This window comes from Streptomyces sp. NPDC017979, assembly GCF_044328175.1.
In the GTDB taxonomy this organism is placed as follows: Bacteria; Actinomycetota; Actinomycetes; order Streptomycetales; family Streptomycetaceae; genus Streptomyces.
This window is the reverse complement of the sequence record NZ_JBIRGU010000009.1, coordinates 253975-270552: the sequence shown is the minus strand read 5'-3', so window position 1 is coordinate 270552 and position 16578 is coordinate 253975. Positions and strand designations below refer to the sequence as shown.

Annotated in this window: 16 protein-coding genes and 1 pseudogene; 11 read left to right on the top strand and 6 right to left on the bottom strand. The window is 70.8% G+C overall.

From position 1 onward, the window contains the following. The first annotated feature begins 87 nt into the window (after positions 1–87). Positions 88–1668 (top strand): glycosyltransferase family 87 protein, encoded by a 1581-nt coding sequence (locus tag ACH4E8_RS23585; protein ID WP_398451207.1) that lies wholly within the window; start codon positions 88–90, stop codon positions 1666–1668. A gap of 35 nt (positions 1669–1703) precedes the next feature. On the opposite strand, the gene ACH4E8_RS23580 is transcribed toward ACH4E8_RS23585, so the two are convergent. From ACH4E8_RS23580 to ACH4E8_RS23570, 3 genes are all read right to left on the bottom strand, one after another. After that, positions 1704–2735 (bottom strand): alanine racemase, encoded by a 1032-nt coding sequence (locus ACH4E8_RS23580; protein WP_398451205.1) that lies wholly within the window; start codon positions 2733–2735, stop codon positions 1704–1706. A gap of 176 nt (positions 2736–2911) precedes the next feature. Beyond that, a complete protein-coding gene (locus tag ACH4E8_RS23575) occupies positions 2912–4030 on the bottom strand; it encodes a peptidoglycan bridge formation glycyltransferase FemA/FemB family protein (RefSeq protein ID WP_361959723.1) in 1119 nt (372 codons plus the stop codon). Positions 4031–4200: 170 nt separating this feature from the next. Next, positions 4201–4509, bottom strand: a complete 309-nt coding sequence (locus tag ACH4E8_RS23570) for a hypothetical protein (RefSeq protein ID WP_398451203.1) — start codon at positions 4507–4509, stop codon at positions 4201–4203. A 315-nt stretch (positions 4510–4824) separates the two neighbouring features. On the opposite strand from ACH4E8_RS23570, the gene rpsF reads away from it, so the two are divergent. The 4 genes from rpsF to rplI all read left to right on the top strand — a co-directional run bounded on the left by rpsF (position 4825) and on the right by rplI (position 6550). After that, positions 4825–5115, top strand: coding sequence for a 30S ribosomal protein S6 (rpsF, locus tag ACH4E8_RS23565; protein WP_003956532.1), 291 nt, complete (start codon positions 4825–4827; stop codon positions 5113–5115). Between the two features lie 75 nt (positions 5116–5190). Beyond that, positions 5191–5787 carry a single-stranded DNA-binding protein gene (locus ACH4E8_RS23560; protein WP_398451201.1) on the top strand — a complete coding sequence of 199 codons (597 nt, stop codon included), beginning with the start codon at positions 5191–5193 and terminating at the stop codon, positions 5785–5787. A 61-nt stretch (positions 5788–5848) separates the two neighbouring features. Then, the gene (rpsR, locus tag ACH4E8_RS23555; protein ID WP_005315025.1) at positions 5849–6085 is read left to right on the top strand and encodes a 30S ribosomal protein S18; all 237 of its coding nucleotides are present in this window, start codon (positions 5849–5851) and stop codon (positions 6083–6085) included. 18 nt (positions 6086–6103) lie between these two features. Then, the gene (rplI, locus tag ACH4E8_RS23550) at positions 6104–6550 is read left to right on the top strand and encodes a 50S ribosomal protein L9 (RefSeq protein WP_398451199.1); all 447 of its coding nucleotides are present in this window, start codon (positions 6104–6106) and stop codon (positions 6548–6550) included. A gap of 145 nt (positions 6551–6695) precedes the next feature. Here rplI and ACH4E8_RS23545 read toward each other — a convergent pair whose 3' ends face one another. Continuing rightward, a complete protein-coding gene (locus ACH4E8_RS23545) occupies positions 6696–8045 on the bottom strand; it encodes an MATE family efflux transporter (RefSeq protein ID WP_398451197.1) in 1350 nt (449 codons plus the stop codon). 425 nt (positions 8046–8470) lie between these two features. Here ACH4E8_RS23545 and dnaB point away from each other — a divergent pair, with 425 nt between their 5' ends. The 6 genes from dnaB to ACH4E8_RS23515 all read left to right on the top strand — a co-directional run bounded on the left by dnaB (position 8471) and on the right by ACH4E8_RS23515 (position 15259). Then, positions 8471–9973, top strand: coding sequence for a replicative DNA helicase (gene dnaB / locus ACH4E8_RS23540; protein ID WP_398451195.1), 1503 nt, complete (start codon positions 8471–8473; stop codon positions 9971–9973). A gap of 247 nt (positions 9974–10220) precedes the next feature. Beyond that, positions 10221–10559 carry a cyclic-phosphate processing receiver domain-containing protein gene (locus ACH4E8_RS23535; protein ID WP_398451193.1) on the top strand — a complete coding sequence of 113 codons (339 nt, stop codon included), beginning with the start codon at positions 10221–10223 and terminating at the stop codon, positions 10557–10559. A 222-nt stretch (positions 10560–10781) separates the two neighbouring features. After that, positions 10782–12284 (top strand): amidase, encoded by a 1503-nt coding sequence (locus ACH4E8_RS23530; RefSeq protein WP_398451191.1) that lies wholly within the window; start codon positions 10782–10784, stop codon positions 12282–12284. 166 nt (positions 12285–12450) lie between these two features. Then, positions 12451–13344 carry a hypothetical protein gene (locus tag ACH4E8_RS23525; protein ID WP_398451189.1) on the top strand — a complete coding sequence of 298 codons (894 nt, stop codon included), beginning with the start codon at positions 12451–12453 and terminating at the stop codon, positions 13342–13344. Between the two features lie 22 nt (positions 13345–13366). Beyond that, entirely contained in the window at positions 13367–13900 is a 534-nt protein-coding gene (locus ACH4E8_RS23520) for a carboxymuconolactone decarboxylase family protein (protein WP_398451187.1), read from the top strand. Between the two features lie 84 nt (positions 13901–13984). Continuing rightward, positions 13985–15259: an MFS transporter gene (locus tag ACH4E8_RS23515; protein WP_398451185.1), complete on the top strand. Its 1275-nt coding sequence runs from the start codon at positions 13985–13987 to the stop codon at positions 15257–15259. 76 nt (positions 15260–15335) lie between these two features. On the opposite strand, the gene ACH4E8_RS23510 is transcribed toward ACH4E8_RS23515, so the two are convergent. After that, positions 15336–15923 carry a class I SAM-dependent methyltransferase gene (locus ACH4E8_RS23510; RefSeq protein ID WP_398451309.1) on the bottom strand — a complete coding sequence of 196 codons (588 nt, stop codon included), beginning with the start codon at positions 15921–15923 and terminating at the stop codon, positions 15336–15338. A gap of 123 nt (positions 15924–16046) precedes the next feature. Beyond that, positions 16047–16475 (bottom strand): annotated as a pseudogene (locus tag ACH4E8_RS23505) (GNAT family N-acetyltransferase); the annotation flags it as partial. Positions 16476–16578 lie beyond the last annotated feature (103 nt).

Below are 16578 nucleotides of genomic sequence, written 5' to 3'. Positions count from 1 at the left end.
CCGTCGCATCCGGACAGCACCGGATGCGACGGCCCTCGTGGCGCACTCCCCCGCGTACGGCCCGCCGCGTACGGCAGGATGTGCACCATGCCCAGCGCAGAAGAGACGAGCTTGCACCGGGACGACCGACCGGACGGCCCGCGGGACGACCGACGGGGTGCGCGGCCGGACGCGGCACCGGACGTGCGGCCGGACGTCCGGCCCACCCGGCGCGATTCCGTCGCCGCGGCCGGCAGCGAGCTGATCGGCGGCCCGGCGGGCCGCTACGCGCTGCGCGTCCGCGGCGGGTACCTCACCCCCGTCCGCGTGGTCGCGCTCACCGCGATCGGGATGTTCGCCCTGGGCATGGTGCAGAAGCTGCCCTGCTACAACTGGGCCTGGTTCAGGGGCGCCAGCTCGCAGTACACCCGCGCCTGCTACTCCGACATCCCCCACCTCTACCTGGGCCGGGGCTTCTCGGAAGGGCTGCTGCCGTACTTCGACCGGCTCCCCGGCGACATGGAGTACCTGGAGTACCCCGTGCTGACCGGGCTCTTCATGCAGGTGGCCGCCTGGCTGACGCCGTCCAGCGGCTCCATCCAGCACCAGGAGCAGGTGTACTGGCTGGTCAACGCCGGGATGCTGATGATCTGCACCGCGGTCATCGCGGTCTGCGTCTCCCGCACCCACCGCCGTCGCCCCTGGGACGCCCTGCTGGTCGCCCTCGCGCCCGCCTTCGCCCTGACGGCCACCATCAACTGGGACCTGCTCGCCGTGGCGCTCACCGCCGCGGCGATGCTGATGTGGGCGCGCAGCCGCCCGCTCGCCTTCGGCGTGCTGATCGGGCTGGCGACGGCGGCGAAGCTCTATCCCGTGCTGTTGCTCGGCCCGCTCCTGCTGCTGTGCTGGCGGGCCGGGAAGTGGCGGGAGTTCGGCACCGCCGCCCTCGGGGCCGCCGGAGCGTGGCTGGTGACGAACCTGCCGGTGATGTTGCTGGCGCCGGAGGGGTGGAAGAAGTTCTACACCTTCAGCCAGGAGCGACAGATCGACTTCGGCTCGTTCTGGCTGGTCATCTCCCAGCGCACGGGCGAGTCGTTCGAGGTCGAGTCGGTGAACACGGCCGCGACCCTGCTGATGGTCCTCGCCTGCGGCGGCATCGCGGCGCTGGCGCTGGCGGCCCCCAGGCGACCGCGCTTCGCGCAACTCGCGTTCCTGGTGGTGGCCGCGTTCATCCTGACGAACAAGGTGTACTCGCCGCAGTACGTGCTCTGGCTGATCCCGCTGGCCGCGCTGGCCCGGCCGCGCTGGCGGGACTTCCTGATCTGGCAGGCGTGCGAGGTCGCGTACTACCTGGGCATCTGGATGTACCTCGCGTACACGACCAGCACCAAGCACCAGGGACTGCCGCCGGAGGGCTACCAACTGGCGATCGCGGCCCATCTGCTGGGGACGCTGTTCCTGTGCGCGATGGTGGTGCGGGACGTGCTGCGGCCGGAGCGGGACGGCGTACGGCAGGACGGGTCGGACGACCCGTCGGGCGGGGTGCTGGACCGGGCGCGGGACGTCTTCGTGCTCGGCAGCCGTCGTACGGAGCCCGCCGGGGCGTCCGCGGCGGACCCGGCGCACGGGCCCAAGGTGGAGTGGGGCACCGAGGCGTCCGCCAGGGCGCCCCGCGACGACGAGGGCTGACCCCAGCCGGCGCCCCGGCGCCCCGCTCTAGGGTTTCAGCGGTCGACGAGGCGGTCGAACTGGGTGGTGGTGTGCCGCAGGTGCGCCACCAACTCGTCGCCGACCCGCGGCTCCTGCGCCTCCGACGGCACGAACAGGATCGACACCTGCATGTGCGGCGGCTCGGCGAACCAGCGCTGCTTGCCCGCCCAGACGAAGGGCGACAGATTGCGGTTGACGGTCGCGAGGCCGGCCCGCGCCACGCCCTTCGCCCGCGGCATCATCCCGTGCAGCGCCTTCGGCGCCTCAAGCCCCACCCCGTGGGACGTACCGCCGGCGACGACGACCAGCCAGCCGTCCGACGCCGTCTTCTGCTGGCGGTAGCCGAAGCGGTCGCCCTTGGCGACCGGGGTGACGTCGAGGACGGAGCCGCGGTACTCGGTCGAGTCGTGGTCGCCGAGCCAGAGGCGGGTGCCGATGCGGGCGCGGAAGCGGGTCTGCGGGAACTGCTGGCGCAGCCGGGCCAGTTCCTCGGCGCGCAGATGGCTGACGAACATGGTGTGCAGCGGCAGCCGGGCGGCCCGCAGCCGGTCCATCCAGCCGATGACCTCCTCGACGGCGTCGGAGCCGTCCGTGCGGTCCAGCGGCAGGTGGATGGCGAAGCCCTCAAGGCGTACGTCGTCGATGGCGCCGGTCAGCCGGGCCAGGTCCTGCTCGGAGACGCCGTGGCGCTTCATGGAGCTCATGCACTCGATGACCACGCGGGCGCCCACGAGGGCGTGCACGCCGTCCACCGACGACACGGAGCGGATGACCCGGTCGGGCAGCGGAACGGGCTCCTCCCCCCGGCGGAAGGGCGTGAGGACCAGCAGGTCGCCGCTGAACCAGTCCTTGATGCGGGCCGCTTCGTACGTCGTGCCGACCGCCAGGACGTCGGAGCCGAAGCGGGTGGCCTCCTCCGCCAGCCGCTCGTGGCCGAACCCGTAACCGTTGCCCTTGCAGACGGGCACCAGACCCGGGAACTGGTCGATCACGGACTTCTGGTGCGCCCGCCAGCGGTTGGTGTCGACGTACAGGGAGAGCGCCATGGCCGGCCCGGGACCTTTCTGGTGGCTGCGAGACCTTCGCGCGCTGCGAGGGAGCTGCGCGCTGCGGGATCTGCGGGGTGTGCGGGATACGGGATCTACGAGGTTACGGTGCGGGCGCCGGGGCCGGCAGAGGCGCATCGGCGGTCGGCGTACGGCCGCCGGCGACCCGGCGCGCGTCAGCGGCGCGACATATACATGTCGAGCGCCTTGTGCAGCAGCTTGTTGAGCGGGAAGTCCCACTCGCCGACGTACTCGACGGCCTCGCCGCCGGTGCCGACCTTGAACTGGATCAGGCCGAAGAGGTGGTCGGTCTCGTCCAGGGAGTCGCTGATGCCCCGCAGGTCGTAGACGGTGGCGCCCATCGCGTACGCGTCGCGCAGCATCCGCCACTGCATCGCGTTCGACGGCCGGACCTCGCGGCCGATGTTGTCGGAGGCGCCGTACGAGTACCAGACGTGGCCGCCGACGACGAGCATCGTGGCCGCGGAGAGGTTCACGCCGTTGTGGCGGGCGAAGTAGAGCCGCATGCGGTTCGGGTCCTCGTTGTTGAGGACGGTCCACATCCGCTGGAAGTACGAGAGCGGGCGCGGGCGGAAGCGGTCGCGCACCGCGGTGATCTCGTAGAGGCGCTGCCACTCTTCGAGGTCGTGGTAGCCGCCCTGGACGACCTCGACGCCGGCCTTCTCGGCCTTCTTGATGTTCCGTCGCCACAACTGGTTGAAGCCCTTGAGGACGTCGTCGAGCGAGCGGTTGGCGAGGGGGACCTGGTAGACGTACCGGGGCTGGACGTCGCCGAAGCCGGCGCCGCCGTCCTCGCCCTGCTGCCAGCCCATCTTCCGCAGCCGGTCCGCGACTTCGAAGGCGCGGGGCTCGATGTGGGTGGCCTCCACGTCCCGCAGCCGCTTCACGTCCGGGTCCTGGATGCCGGCCTTGATGGCGGGGGCGTCCCAGCGGCGGATGACGACCGGGGGGCCCATCTTCACGGAGAAGGCGCCCTGCTGCTTGAGGTGGGCGAGCATGGGCCGGAGCCACTCGTCCAGGTTCGGCGCGTACCAGTTGATGACCGGGCCCTCGGGGAGGTACGCGAGGTACCGCTTGATCTTGGGCAACTGGCGGTACAGCACCAGGCCCGCGCCGACCAGCGTGCCGTTCTTGTCGAACCAACCGAGGTTCTCGGAGCGCCATTCGGTCTTCACGTCGGACCATGCGGGCACCTGGCAGTGGCTTGCCGACGGCAGGGACTGGATGTACGCCAGGTGCTGCTCTCGGCTGATGGTCCTCAGTGTCAGGCTCATGTGGGGCGCTCCTCAGCAGGTGTGTCCCCATGGGTCAGGGGCTCCGGCTCTCGCGCCGAAGCCTACTGCGCTGGGGGAGCGCCCCGAATGGGCGTGTGGAAAGCGGCCGTCGGGACCACCGGCCCGGCCCCGGCCGGACCGTTCGCCGGGCCCGGGCCGCCGGCCCTCGATCAGCCGATCAAGCCGCCGAAGAGGCCACCGTGCGCCATGCCGAGGAAGAACCCGGCCGCGGACGCACCGAGCCCCAGGATCAGGACGAACCGCTCCCGGGTCGTCTCGGAGATGAACTGCCCGTACGCGCCGGTGAGGATTCCCACCAGGCCCGTCCACGAGCTGAGCAGGTGCAGGCTGGAGAACATCGACGTCACGAACGCGATGACGCCGAGCACCAGAGTGACGCCGGCCAGGGTGTCCTGGAGGGGGTGGGGCTTGCCGTCCGTGGCGAAGAGGCCGGTCTGACGTCGCACTGCCTGTGCCATGTGGCACCTCCTGGCGTTGCGGAGCGCGGCGCACCGTAGTGCCGCGCACACCCGATGTGTACAGATTGCGGCCGGGGGCCACCGGATTTCAACCGGAAGGCCCCCTGCGGGTACTCTGTACGGTCTGCACCGGTGTCTGCTCGGGCCCCGTCAGGCCCGGGTCCGCCCCACGAAGATCGTTCCGACGGTCGCCGGGGAACGACCGGGGGACTGTCAGTGGGTCCTGCTTTACTCGACACCGTTGCATCACACGCATCACGACCCTCCTGTCACGGAACGACCGTGACCGCTGAGTCCAAAGGAGGTGGGTTCCACATGCGTCACTACGAGGTGATGGTCATCCTCGACCCCGATCTTGAGGAGCGCGCTGTCGCCCCCCTGATCGAGAACTTCCTCTCCGTCGTCCGCGAGGGCAACGGAAAGGTGGAGAAGGTCGACACCTGGGGCCGTCGTCGTCTCGCTTACGAGATCAAGAAGAAGCCCGAGGGCATCTACTCGGTCATCGACCTGCAGGCCGAGCCTGCGGTCGTCAAGGAGCTCGACCGCCAGATGAACCTGAACGAGTCGGTCCTCCGGACCAAGGTCCTCCGTCCCGAGACCCACTGAGCACCTAGCTCAGAGGTCTTCGGGTTCGAGTAGCAGCAAGCAGCCAGAAGCAATCCCCGCCGAGAGGTTCCCCCAATGGCAGGCGAGACCGTCATCACGGTCGTCGGCAATCTCGTCGATGACCCCGAGCTGCGCTTCACCCCGTCCGGTGCGGCGGTCGCGAAGTTCCGCGTCGCGTCCACTCCCCGCACCTTCGACCGGCAGACGAACGAGTGGAAGGACGGCGAGAGCCTGTTCCTGACCTGCTCGGTCTGGCGGCAGGCGGCGGAGAACGTCGCCGAGTCGCTCCAGCGCGGCATGCGCGTCGTCGTGCAGGGCCGGCTGAAGCAGCGGTCCTACGAGGACCGCGAGGGCGTCAAGCGCACGGTCTACGAGCTGGACGTCGAGGAAGTCGGCCCCAGCCTCAAGAACGCCACGGCCAAGGTCACCAAGACCACCGGTCGCGGTGGTCAGGGCGGCTACGGGGGCGGTCAGCAGGGTGGCGGCAACTGGGGCGCGGGCCCCGGTGGCGGCCAGCAGCAGGGCGGCGGAGCGCCCGCCGACGACCCGTGGGCCACCAGTGCCCCCGCGGGTGGTCAGCAGGGCGGCAGCGGCGGAGGCGGCGGCGGCTGGGGCGGAAGCTCCGGCGGCGGCAACTCCGGCGGCGGCTACTCGGACGAACCCCCCTTCTAGGACCCCTCGGGGTCCACGGGGCGTTCGATACCCCACTTCTTGATCACACAGGAGAAACACCATGGCGAAGCCGCCTGTGCGCAAGCCTAAGAAGAAGGTCTGCGCATTCTGCAAGGACAAGACTGCGTACGTGGACTACAAGGACACGAACATGCTGCGGAAGTTCATTTCCGACCGCGGCAAGATCCGTGCCCGCCGCGTTACCGGCAACTGCACTCAGCACCAGCGTGACGTCGCCACGGCCGTGAAGAACAGCCGTGAGATGGCGCTGCTGCCCTACACGTCCACCGCGCGATAAGGGAAGGGTGACCGCAACATGAAGATCATCCTCACCCAGGAAGTCTCCGGCCTCGGTGCTGCCGGCGACGTCGTCGAGGTCAAGGACGGCTACGCTCGCAACTACCTGGTCCCGCGTGGTTTCGCGATCCGCTGGACCCGTGGTGGCGAGAAGGACGTGGCGCAGATCCGCCGCGCCCGCAAGATCCACGAGATCGCGACCATCGAGCAGGCCAACGAGATCAAGGCCAAGCTCGAAGGCGTGAAGGTGCGGCTGGCCGTTCGCTCCGGCAACGCCGGCCGCCTCTTCGGCTCCGTGACCCCGGCCGACATCGCCTCGGCGATCAAGACCGCCGGTGGCCCGGACGTCGACAAGCGTCGTGTCGAGCTCGGCTCGCCGATCAAGACCCTGGGCGCGCACCAGGTGTCCGTGCGTCTGCACCCCGAGGTGGACGCGAAGGTCGGCATCGAGGTCATCGCCGCCTGATCGGCGGGTTGACCCGGCCGGTTCGCCCGAGCCAAGAAGTGGGCCGTACCCCTTTGGGGGTACGGCCCACTTCTCGTTTCACGTGAAACAGCGTGTTTCACGTGAAACAACGGCCGGAGAAGTCGGCGGTCCAGCAAGCCGCGACTCAGCGGGTCGCGCCGGTGACGATCCAGCGCCCGGAGCGCGTCCGCCACCAGAGGGTGGCCATGCGGACGGTCATCATCAGGGTCATCGCCCACCACAGGGCGGTGAGTCCGCCGCCGAGCGCGGGCACCAGCAGGGCGACCGGAGCGAACGCGGCCAGCGTCACCAGCATGGCGCCGGCGAGGTACGGGCCGTCGCCCGCGCCCATCAGAACGCCGTCGAGAACGAAGACGACGCCGGCGACGGGCTGGGTAAGGGCGACCACCAGGAGCGCCGGAAGGAGGGCGTCGTGGACCGCCGGATCGCTGCTGAACAGCGGGAGGAAGTGCGGGCTGGCGGCCATCAGCAGTACGCCGAGCACCACGCCGGACGCAATGCCCCACTGCACCATGCGGCGGCACACCTGGCGGGCGCCCTCGGCGTCGCCGGCACCGAGGTAGCGGCCGATGATCGCCTGCCCCGCGATGGCGATCGCGTCGAGGGCGAAGGCCATCAGGCTCCACAGGGAGAGCACGATCTGATGGGCGGCTATCTCGGTGTCACCGAGGCGGGCGGCGACGGCGGTGGCGATCATCAGGACCGCGCGCAGCGAGAGCGTACGGATCAGCAGGGGCACCCCGGCCTGGGCGCTGGCCCGTATCCCCGCCGCGTCGGGGCGCAGGGAAGCCTTGTGCCGACGTGCGCCCCGGATGACGACGACGAGGTACGCGGCGGCCATGCCGTACTGGGCGATGACGGTGCCCCAGGCGGAGCCGGCGATGCCGAAGCCGGCGCCGTACACGAGCAGGACGTTCAGGACGGCGTTGGCGGTGAAGCCGCCGACGGCGACGTACAGCGGTGTGCGGGTGTCCTGGAGGCCGCGGAGCACTCCGGTGGCGGCCAGCACCATCAGCATCGCGGGGATGCCGATGCTGGAGACGCGCAGATAGGTGACGGCGTACGGGGACGCGGTGTCGGAGGTGCCGAAGACGTCGACGACCCAGGGGGCGAGCGGGAGGGTGACGGCGACGACGACCGCGCCGAGGATGACCGCGAGCCAGATGCCGTCCATGCCCTGGCGGATGGCGCCGGGGAGGTCGCCCGCGCCGACCCGGCGGGCCACGGCGGCGGTGGTGGCGTAGGCGAGGAAGACGAAGACGCTCACCGCGGTCATCAGCAGCGCGGCGGCGACGCCGAGCCCGGCGAGTTGCGGGGTGCCCAGATGGCCCACGACGGCGCTGTCCACCATCACGAAGAGGGGTTCGGCGACGAGGGCGCCGAAGGCCGGGACGGCGAGGGTGACGATCTCTCGGTCATGGCGCCGGTCGCGGCGTCGCCGCTGAACCTTCGGTGACGCTGGGGCCTGGGTCATCGCATCAATGTAATCGTCCACAGGTAAGAGATGCAAATGCCCTGTGATCCTTACTTGTACTGAGGGTGACGGCTCTGTGCTGGGCCGTTTGTTCTGATCTTGGCCCGGTCGGGAAATTTTTTCTTCCCCACAGCCAGTGGATGGGATAGTCGCAGGTCAGACCCTGTGGATAGTGAAGGCGGCAACTTTGTCCACAGTGCTGTCCCCCGGTCCGTGCACAGGTTCTGCGGAGTTCTCCACAGCATCTGGTCGCTCATCCACATGGCCTGTGGATAACCAGATTGGCTGACGGTGCTGAGCGGCCTAACGTGGACCGTCGCTCGACGCGCCGGAAGCCGGGTCGGGCCACTCGGTTTGTCGGTGCTGTGCCGTAGAAAAGTGGGGCACGGCGAGGTCCGCTGCGCGGACGGGAGGAGGTGGCCCGGGTGAGCATTTCCGAGCCCTTGGACGACCCGTGGGCGGCGGACGACGTCCCCGGAGACCGTCTTCCCGTCTCCCGCCCCCGCCGCACGGATCGCCGCGGTGACGACCGCCGCGGCGGCGGCCGGGAGGACCAGCACGAGCGCGGCCGCGACGACGACGGCTGGTCCGGCGCGTCCGGCGGGTTCGAGCGCGTCCCGCCCCAGGACCTGGACGCCGAGCAGTCGGTCCTCGGCGGCATGCTGCTCTCCAAGGACGCCATCGCGGACGTCGTGGAGATCATCAAGGGCCACGACTTCTACCGGCCCGCCCACGAGACCGTGTACACGGCCATCCTCGACCTGTACGCCAAGGGCGAGCCGGCCGACCCGATCACCGTGGCGGCGGAACTGGTCAAGCGGGGCGAGATCACCCGCGTCGGCGGCGCCTCCTACCTCCACACCCTGGTCCAGTCCGTCCCCACCGCGGCCAACGCGTCGTACTACGCCGAGATCGTCCACGAGCGCGCCGTGCTGCGCCGTCTGGTGGAGGCCGGCACCAAGATCACGCAGATGGGATACGCCGCCGACGGCGACGTGGACGAGATCGTGAACTCCGCGCAGGCGGAGATCTACGCCGTCACCGAGCAGCGCACCAGCGAGGACTACCTGCCGCTCGGCGAGATCATGGAGGGCGCGCTCGACGAGATCGAGGCGATCGGCTCGCGCAGCGGCGAGATGACCGGCGTGCCCACCGGCTTCACCGACTTCGACTCGCTGACGAACGGCCTGCACCCCGGCCAGATGATCGTCATCGCGGCCCGTCCCGCGATGGGAAAGTCCACGCTGGCGCTGGACTTCGCGCGGGCGTGCTCCATCAAGAACAACCTTCCGAGCGTCATCTTCTCCCTGGAGATGGGGCGCAACGAGATCGCGATGCGCCTGCTGTCGGCGGAGGCCCGCGTCGCGCTGCACCACATGCGCTCCGGCACGATGACGGACGAGGACTGGACCCGGCTGGCGCGCCGTATGCCGGACGTCTCGCAGGCCCCGCTCTACATCGACGACTCCCCGAACCTGTCGATGATGGAGATCCGCGCCAAGTGCCGCCGGCTCAAGCAGCGCAACGACCTGAAGCTCGTCGTCATCGACTACCTCCAGCTGATGCAGTCCGGCGGCTCCAAGCGGGCCGAGAGCCGTCAGCAGGAGGTCTCCGACATGTCGCGTAACTTGAAGCTGCTGGCCAAGGAGCTGGAGATCCCCGTGATCGCGCTCTCCCAGCTGAACCGTGGCCCCGAACAGCGCACGGACAAGAAGCCGATGGTCTCCGACCTGCGAGAGTCGGGCTCCATCGAGCAGGACGCGGACATGGTGATCCTGCTGCACCGCGAGGACGCGTACGAGAAGGAGTCCCCGCGCGCGGGCGAGGCGGACCTGATCGTCGCCAAGCACCGTAACGGCCCGACGGCGACGATCACGGTCGCCTTCCAGGGCCACTACTCCCGTTTCGTGGACATGGCGCAGACCTGATCCGCGCACTCGTGGCGTCCTGCGGCTCGTCTCGGGACCTCACGGTCGACGTCGGATGGAAGTCGGCGCCGACGCTGGACCGAGATTCGCAGGTCGGCAGGTTGAACTCCGGGTGCCTGGGCTACCCCGACCGCGGCCAGGCAGGACCCCGCCGTGCTCTGCGCGGTGCCGGCGGCACCTGGGGCACTGGCTACGCAGTCGTCACTGGCCGCGGTTCTCGCGGGGGCTTCGCTGTGATGATGACCAGATGGACGAAGACCCAACCGCACCGACGCCTGTCGTCCTTGGCGTAGACGACATCCGGCCACTCCCCAGAGCGACCCGGATTGCCCGCACCAGCCGAGAAGGCATCCAGCTTCTGCAAGAGCATCGCGACGGCTTCATCGACGAACTCTGGCTCGACCACGATCTCGGGGGCGAGGACACCATCATCCCCGTGGTGGCCCTCATGGAAGAAGCCGCCTTCAACGGACGGCCCTTCCAGATCGGAACGGTCTTCGTGCACAGCGCCAACCCCGTCGGTGCCGAAACCGTCGTCCGGTCACTCACTCGCTGGAACTACCGAGTCCGGCGGGCAACGGCTTAGCGAAGCCGACACCGGCTTGAGACCTCGGCGTTCGACATCGACCGCTCGCACGGTGCGGGGAAGGGGCTCGACGGCTCGCTGCGCCTGACAGCCGCTCACCCGGAGTGACGTCGTGATCCGCGGCACGGCGCGCACGGCTGTCGGCAGGACCCCGACGGCGTCGGCCCCTTGTCCCGCATGGGGTTTTATGGCCTCCCGCGCGGCCCCGTACCGTCCGCTGGCATGGATCGGAACTTCCTTTCGGCCGAAGCGATTTCGGCCTCCCTGCGCGCGGGCGAAGTGACCTCGGTGGAACTGACCGACGAGGCGATCGCCCGCATCGAGCGCGACGACGAGACGATCAACGCGATCTGCGTGCCGGACTTCGACCGGGCGCGGGCCGCCGCGCGTGACGCGGACCGGGCGCTCGCCCGCGGCGAGGAACGGCCGCTGCTCGGCATCCCGGTGACCGTCAAGGAGTCCTTCAACATCGCCGGACTGCCCACCACCTGGGGGATGCCGGCGCACCGGGACCACGTGCCGGACGAGGACGCGGTGCAGGTGTCCCGGCTCAAGGCCGCGGGCGCGGTGGTGCTCGGCAAGACCAACGTGCCGGTGGGGCTACAGGACTGGCAGAGCTTCAACGGGATCTACGGCACCACCAACAACCCGTGGGACCGCAGTCGTACGCCGGGCGGGTCCTCCGGTGGATCGGCGGCGGCCCTGGCGGCCGGGTTCGGCGCGCTGTCCATCGGCTCCGACCTCGCCGGCTCGCTGCGCGCTCCAGCGCACTTCTGCGGCGTCTACGGGCACAAACCGACCCTGGGCCTCGCGGCCAGCCGCGGCATGGTGCTGCCGGGCGCGCCGGCCCTGCCGACCGAGCTCGACCTCGCCGTCGTCGGTCCGATGGCGCGCACCGCCCGCGACCTCACGCTGCTGCTGGACGTCATGGCCGGGCCGGACCCGCTGACGTTCGGAGTCGCGCACCAGGTGACGCTGCCGCCGGCGCGCCACGACCGGCTCCGCGACTTCCGGGTCCTGGTCCTGGACGAGCATCCGCTCATCGCGACCGGGGCCGCCGTGCGGGCGGGCGTGGCCCGGGTGGTCGAGGCGCTCGTCAAGGGCGGCGCCCGGGTCGAACGGGCCAGTCCGCTGCTGCCCGATCTGACCGAAGCGGCGCTGCTCTACATGCAGTTGCTGTGCTCGGGGTCCGTCGCGCACTTCCCCGTCGAGGCGATCGAGCAGGTGCGAGCCCGCGTCGCCCGACTGGGCGCGGAGGACCGGAGCCTGGCCGCGGCGCGGTTGCGCGGCATGGTGCTCAGCCACCGGGAGTGGATCGAGGTCAACGGCCGTCGCGAGGTGCACCGGCACGGCTGGCGGCAGTTCTTCGCCGAGTTCGACGCCGTGGTCTGTCCCGTGTCGCCCACGCCCGCGTTCCCGCACGACCGCGACCCCGATCTGCTGGAGCGCCGGATCGACATCGACGGCGTCGAGTGGCAGTTCTTCGACCAACTCGTCTGGGCCGGTCTGGCCACCATGCCCGGCCTGCCCGCCACCGCGGTGCCGGCGGGGCTGTCTCCCGTGGGGCTGCCGGTGGGAGTGCAGCTCATCGGCCCGATGCACGAGGACCGCACCCCGCTGCTCCTGGCCGAACTGCTCGAACGGGAGATCGGCGGCTTCCGGGTGCCGAAGGCGGCCGCCGTGGCGTGCGGCCCCCGACCCACCTTGCCGGGTGACCAGGGCTGACGGGGCGCTCCGCGGGGTGGCGGCGCCGTGGTGAGGGGGGCCTTGGGGGCCGCGGAAAAATTTCTGCCTCCAAAGCTCGCCTACATACCCCCCGGGGGTATACAGTGTGGATCACGTCCTGAGCGGACGGGGCGCCGGCAGGCGCATCACACACAGGGGAGACGTCATGCAGAACCACTCCGGTCACCACGGCCAGGCCGACCACGCGGGCCACGGTGCCCACGCCGGACACGCAGGTCACGGTGCGCACGCAGGTCACGGCGGCGGCCAGCCCGGTGGGCTGTCGGTGTCCCAGCACGGGTACACGCTGGAGCTCGACTCCACGATCCGCACCGCGGGTGTGCAGCCCGTCCGCTTCCGGGTGATCGGCCCCGACGGGCGGGCGGTGACCGAGTTCACGCCCGAGCACGAGAAGGAGCTGCACTTCATCGCCGTGCGACGGGACACGGCCGGGTTCCAGCACGTGCACCCGGTGAAGGACGAGGAGGGCAACTGGAGCGTCGAGCTCGCACTGGAGCCGGGGGACTGGAGGTTCTTCGCCGACGTCCACCCGGTCGGCCACGACGGCACCATGACGCTGGGGATCGACGTCGCGGTCGCCGGCGCGTACGACCCGCAGCCGCTCCCCGAGGCCACCGGGACCGCGCGGATCGGTGAGTACGCGGTCACGCTCGACGGCGCGCTCCTGCCGGGCGAGGCGAGCGAGCTGACCCTCACCGTCAGCCGGGACGGGCGCCCCGTCACCGACCTGCAGCCGTACCTGGCCGCGTACGGACACCTGGTGGCGCTGCGCGTCGGCGACCTCGGCTACCTCCACGTGCACCCGGAGGGCGAGCCGGGCGACGGCACCACCGCGCCGGGGCCGGAGATCGTCTTCACCGCGGTCGCACCTTCGGCCGGCACCTACCGGCTGTACCTGGACTTCCAGCACGAAGGCGTCGTCCGGACGGCCGAGTTCACCGTGCCGACGACCGCAAAGGCCCCGACGACTTCGACGGCCTCCAAGGCCGCGCCCGCCGGCCACGCCGGCCACCACCACGGCGCCCACGCGCACCACTGATCACACCGAAGGGAGGAGCTTCATGCCCCGCCTGACCCGACTCACGCCAGACACGGCGGTCGGCGCCTCGCGCGACCTCCTCGCCGAGCTGGCCTCCCGTCACCACGGCCAGCTCGGTGACATGGTCTCCACGATGGCGCACTCACCGGCCGTACTGGGGGGATACCTCCAGCTCAGCCGGGCGATGGGCCGCGCCAAGCTCGACCGCAGGACCAGCGAACGGATCTCCATCGCGATCCAGGCCCACCAGGGCTGCGGGCTCTGCCTCGAAGCGCACGTCAGTGCCGCCCGCGCCCTGGGAGTGGACGAGGACGAGATCGAGCGGGCCCGCGAGGGCACCTCGGCCGACCCCGCCACCGCCGCGATCGTCGCCCTCGCCCTCCAGGTCCACCGCGAGCCGACGTCGATCACCGACGAACAGGTCGGCGCACTGCGCGAGCACGGCTTCAGCGACCGCGCGATAGCCGACGTCGTCGGCGTCGTCGCACTCAACGTCCTCACCGGCGCGTTCAACCTCCTCGCCGGTCTCACACCGGGGAGTGACGCCGGTGCCTAGGAACAACGACCCCGCCTGTACCCGCGGGGCACGGCCGCCACCCCGGGGCCGTGCCCCGCCGCATGGAAACGGAAGGAACCCGCCATGCGACTGTTCGCCATCCGCGACTACCGCCATCTGTTCGGCGCCCAGGTCATCGCGCTCTTCGGGACCGGGCTGACCACGGTGGCCCTCGGGCTCCTCGCCTACGACCTCGCCGGCCCGCGCGCCGGCATGGTGCTCGGCACCGCCCTGACGATCAAGATGGTCATGTACGTGGTCATCGCCCCGCTGGCCGCCGCGTACGTCGACCGGCTCCCCAGAAGGACCCTCCTCTTCCTCCTCGACGTGGTCCGCGGTGCGGTGGTCCTCGCACTGCCCCTGATCACCGAGGTCTGGCACGTGTACGTGCTGATCGGCCTGCTCCAGGCCGCCTCCGCGGCCTTCACCCCGACCTTCCAGGCCGTCATCCCCGACATCGTCACCGACGAGGCCGACTACACGCGAGCGCTGTCCGCTTCCCAGGTCGCCTACACCATGGAGAGCCTGCTCAGCCCCGTGCTGGCCGCCGTCGCCCTGACGTTCATGAGCTTCGACTGGCTGTTCCTCGGCACCTCCGCGGGCTTCCTCGTCTCCGCCCTGCTCGTCCTGTCGACGCGCATCCCGGACGCCCGCCCCAGCGCCCACACCAAGGCGTGGGACAAGGCGGCAGCCGGCATCAAGACCTTCTTCAGGACCCCGCGGCTGCGCGGCATCATGGCGCTCAACCTGGTGGTCGCGGCGGCCGGCTCGATCGTCGTCGTCAACACCGTCAACTACGTCCGGGACGAACTCGGCGGCTCGCAGTCCCACGTCGCCTGGATGCTCGCCGCCTCCGGCACCGGCACCCTGCTGGCCGCCCTCGCACTCCCCCGGGTGCTCGACCGGGTCGCCGCCCGCACCGTGATGACGACCGGCGCCGGAGTCCTCGTCGCCGGCACGGCAGCCGCGGTCACGCTCATCGCCACCGGCCTCACCACCTGGATCGGCACGGCGGCGATCTGGACCGTGATCGGGGTGGGCATGGCGCTGATCGTCACGCCGACCGGCAAGGTCCTGCGCGCCTCCGTCGGGCGCAACGAGATCCCCGAGGCGTTCGCGGCCCAGTTCTCCCTGTCGCACCTGGCCTGGCTGGTCACCTACCCGGTCGCCGGATGGCTCGGCACCAGCGCCGGCTTCACCGCCGCCTGGTCCGTCCTCGCCGTCCTCGCCGCGGCGGGCGCGGCCGGCGCCCTCCTCCTCTGGCCGCGCCACGACGGACCGAAGGTCGTCACCACCCCCGCGATCCCCGCCCGCCAGGCGCCCGGCAAGGACCGCTCCACCCTCTCCAAGGCGGCGTGACGCGCCGCGCACCACTGCCGGCCGGTCGGCCCGGGCACCGCGCCCGGGCCGGCCGTCGCCGCGTCTGCGGGCCGGGCTAGTTCCGCCGGAGCAGCAGGTTGCCGCGGCGGAAGCGTTCGTCTTCGGCCGGCTCGCGCAGCATCCGGCCCACCTCGACGAACCCGGCGTCGCCGGCGAGCCCGGCCAACTCGTCGACGGGCCAGCGGTACGCCTCGACCACCTTGTGGTCGAAGGACGTGAGCGGCCCGCCCTCGGACTCGATGAAGCCGATCGCCAGATGGCCGCCCGGCGTCAGCAGCCGACGGAACTCGGCCAGGTAGGTGGGCATCACCTCGGGCGGCGCGTGGATGGTCGAGTACCAGCAGACGATGCCGTTCAGCGCCCCCGCCGGCAGGTCCAGCGCGTCCATCGAGCCGACGTCGAACCGCACCCCGGGATAGGTCGCGCGGGCGATGTCGACCATCGTCGGCGAGAGGTCGACGCCGAAGACGTCCAGCCCGCGCCCCGCCAGGTGCGCGGCCACGTATCCCGGGCCGCACCCCAACTCGGCCACCCGGCCGGCGCCGTTCGCCAGCACCGTGTCGGCGAACGCGTCGAGGAACGCACGGTCCAGCGGGAACGCGGCGAGCACGCCTTGGGTCAACTCCGTGTACTGGACCGCGATGGCGTCGTAGGCGTTCGCCGTGTTGGTCAGATGGGCCGCGGAAGGGGCGACCCCGGGCGGCGCGCCCCAGGCCGTCTCGTAGTAGCGGACGCGGTCGTCCGTGCCGACCAGCCGCATGCCGGCGGAGGCCATCACCCGGTGCGAGGCGACGTTGCGGTGGTCGGCGTCGGCCTTCACGCGGGCGATGCCGGAGCGCTGCGCGAACGCGAGGAGTTCCCGCAGGGCCTCGGCGGCGTAGCCGTGGCCGCGGGCCGACGGGACCAGTCCGTAGCCGATGGTGACGGCGCCCTGCGCGTCCGGCGGACCGTGGAAGTCGGCGCCGCCGATGGCGGATCCGTCCTCCCGGAGCCGGATCTCGAAGGCTCCGGGGTGGGGGGTGTCGGGGTCCGCGGTGAGGCTGTGCAGATAGCGCCGGGCCGCGGATCTGTCGTCTTCCATCGGGTAGTCGGCCGCCCAGCGGGCTCCTTCGCCCGGGGTGCCGGCGTTCAGCCGCTCCGCCTCCTCGGCGGTCAGCGGGTGCAGCACCAATCGCTCCGTTACGAGATCGCTCATGGCGAGGCTGTCTAGCACGAGCCGTAAGACCGCCGCAGCGCAATTACCCGCAGCGCACGGTCGTCGAGCGGGAAGGCGGGGGCGGAAAGCCTTTGCGTGTGGG

Coding starts and splice junctions, on each gene's coding strand:
- ACH4E8_RS23585 (WP_398451207.1), top strand. CDS start 88: ATGCCCAGCGCAGAAGAGACGAGCTTGCACCGGGACGACCGACCGGAC.
- ACH4E8_RS23580 (WP_398451205.1), bottom strand. CDS start 2,735: ATGGCGCTCTCCCTGTACGTCGACACCAACCGCTGGCGGGCGCACCAG.
- ACH4E8_RS23575 (WP_361959723.1), bottom strand. CDS start 4,030: ATGAGCCTGACACTGAGGACCATCAGCCGAGAGCAGCACCTGGCGTAC.
- ACH4E8_RS23570 (WP_398451203.1), bottom strand. CDS start 4,509: ATGGCACAGGCAGTGCGACGTCAGACCGGCCTCTTCGCCACGGACGGC.
- rpsF (WP_003956532.1), top strand. CDS start 4,825: ATGCGTCACTACGAGGTGATGGTCATCCTCGACCCCGATCTTGAGGAG.
- ACH4E8_RS23560 (WP_398451201.1), top strand. CDS start 5,191: ATGGCAGGCGAGACCGTCATCACGGTCGTCGGCAATCTCGTCGATGAC.
- rpsR (WP_005315025.1), top strand. CDS start 5,849: ATGGCGAAGCCGCCTGTGCGCAAGCCTAAGAAGAAGGTCTGCGCATTC.
- rplI (WP_398451199.1), top strand. CDS start 6,104: ATGAAGATCATCCTCACCCAGGAAGTCTCCGGCCTCGGTGCTGCCGGC.
- ACH4E8_RS23545 (WP_398451197.1), bottom strand. CDS start 8,045: ATGACCCAGGCCCCAGCGTCACCGAAGGTTCAGCGGCGACGCCGCGAC.
- ACH4E8_RS23535 (WP_398451193.1), top strand. CDS start 10,221: ATGGACGAAGACCCAACCGCACCGACGCCTGTCGTCCTTGGCGTAGAC.
- ACH4E8_RS23530 (WP_398451191.1), top strand. CDS start 10,782: ATGGATCGGAACTTCCTTTCGGCCGAAGCGATTTCGGCCTCCCTGCGC.
- ACH4E8_RS23525 (WP_398451189.1), top strand. CDS start 12,451: ATGCAGAACCACTCCGGTCACCACGGCCAGGCCGACCACGCGGGCCAC.
- ACH4E8_RS23520 (WP_398451187.1), top strand. CDS start 13,367: ATGCCCCGCCTGACCCGACTCACGCCAGACACGGCGGTCGGCGCCTCG.
- ACH4E8_RS23515 (WP_398451185.1), top strand. CDS start 13,985: ATGCGACTGTTCGCCATCCGCGACTACCGCCATCTGTTCGGCGCCCAG.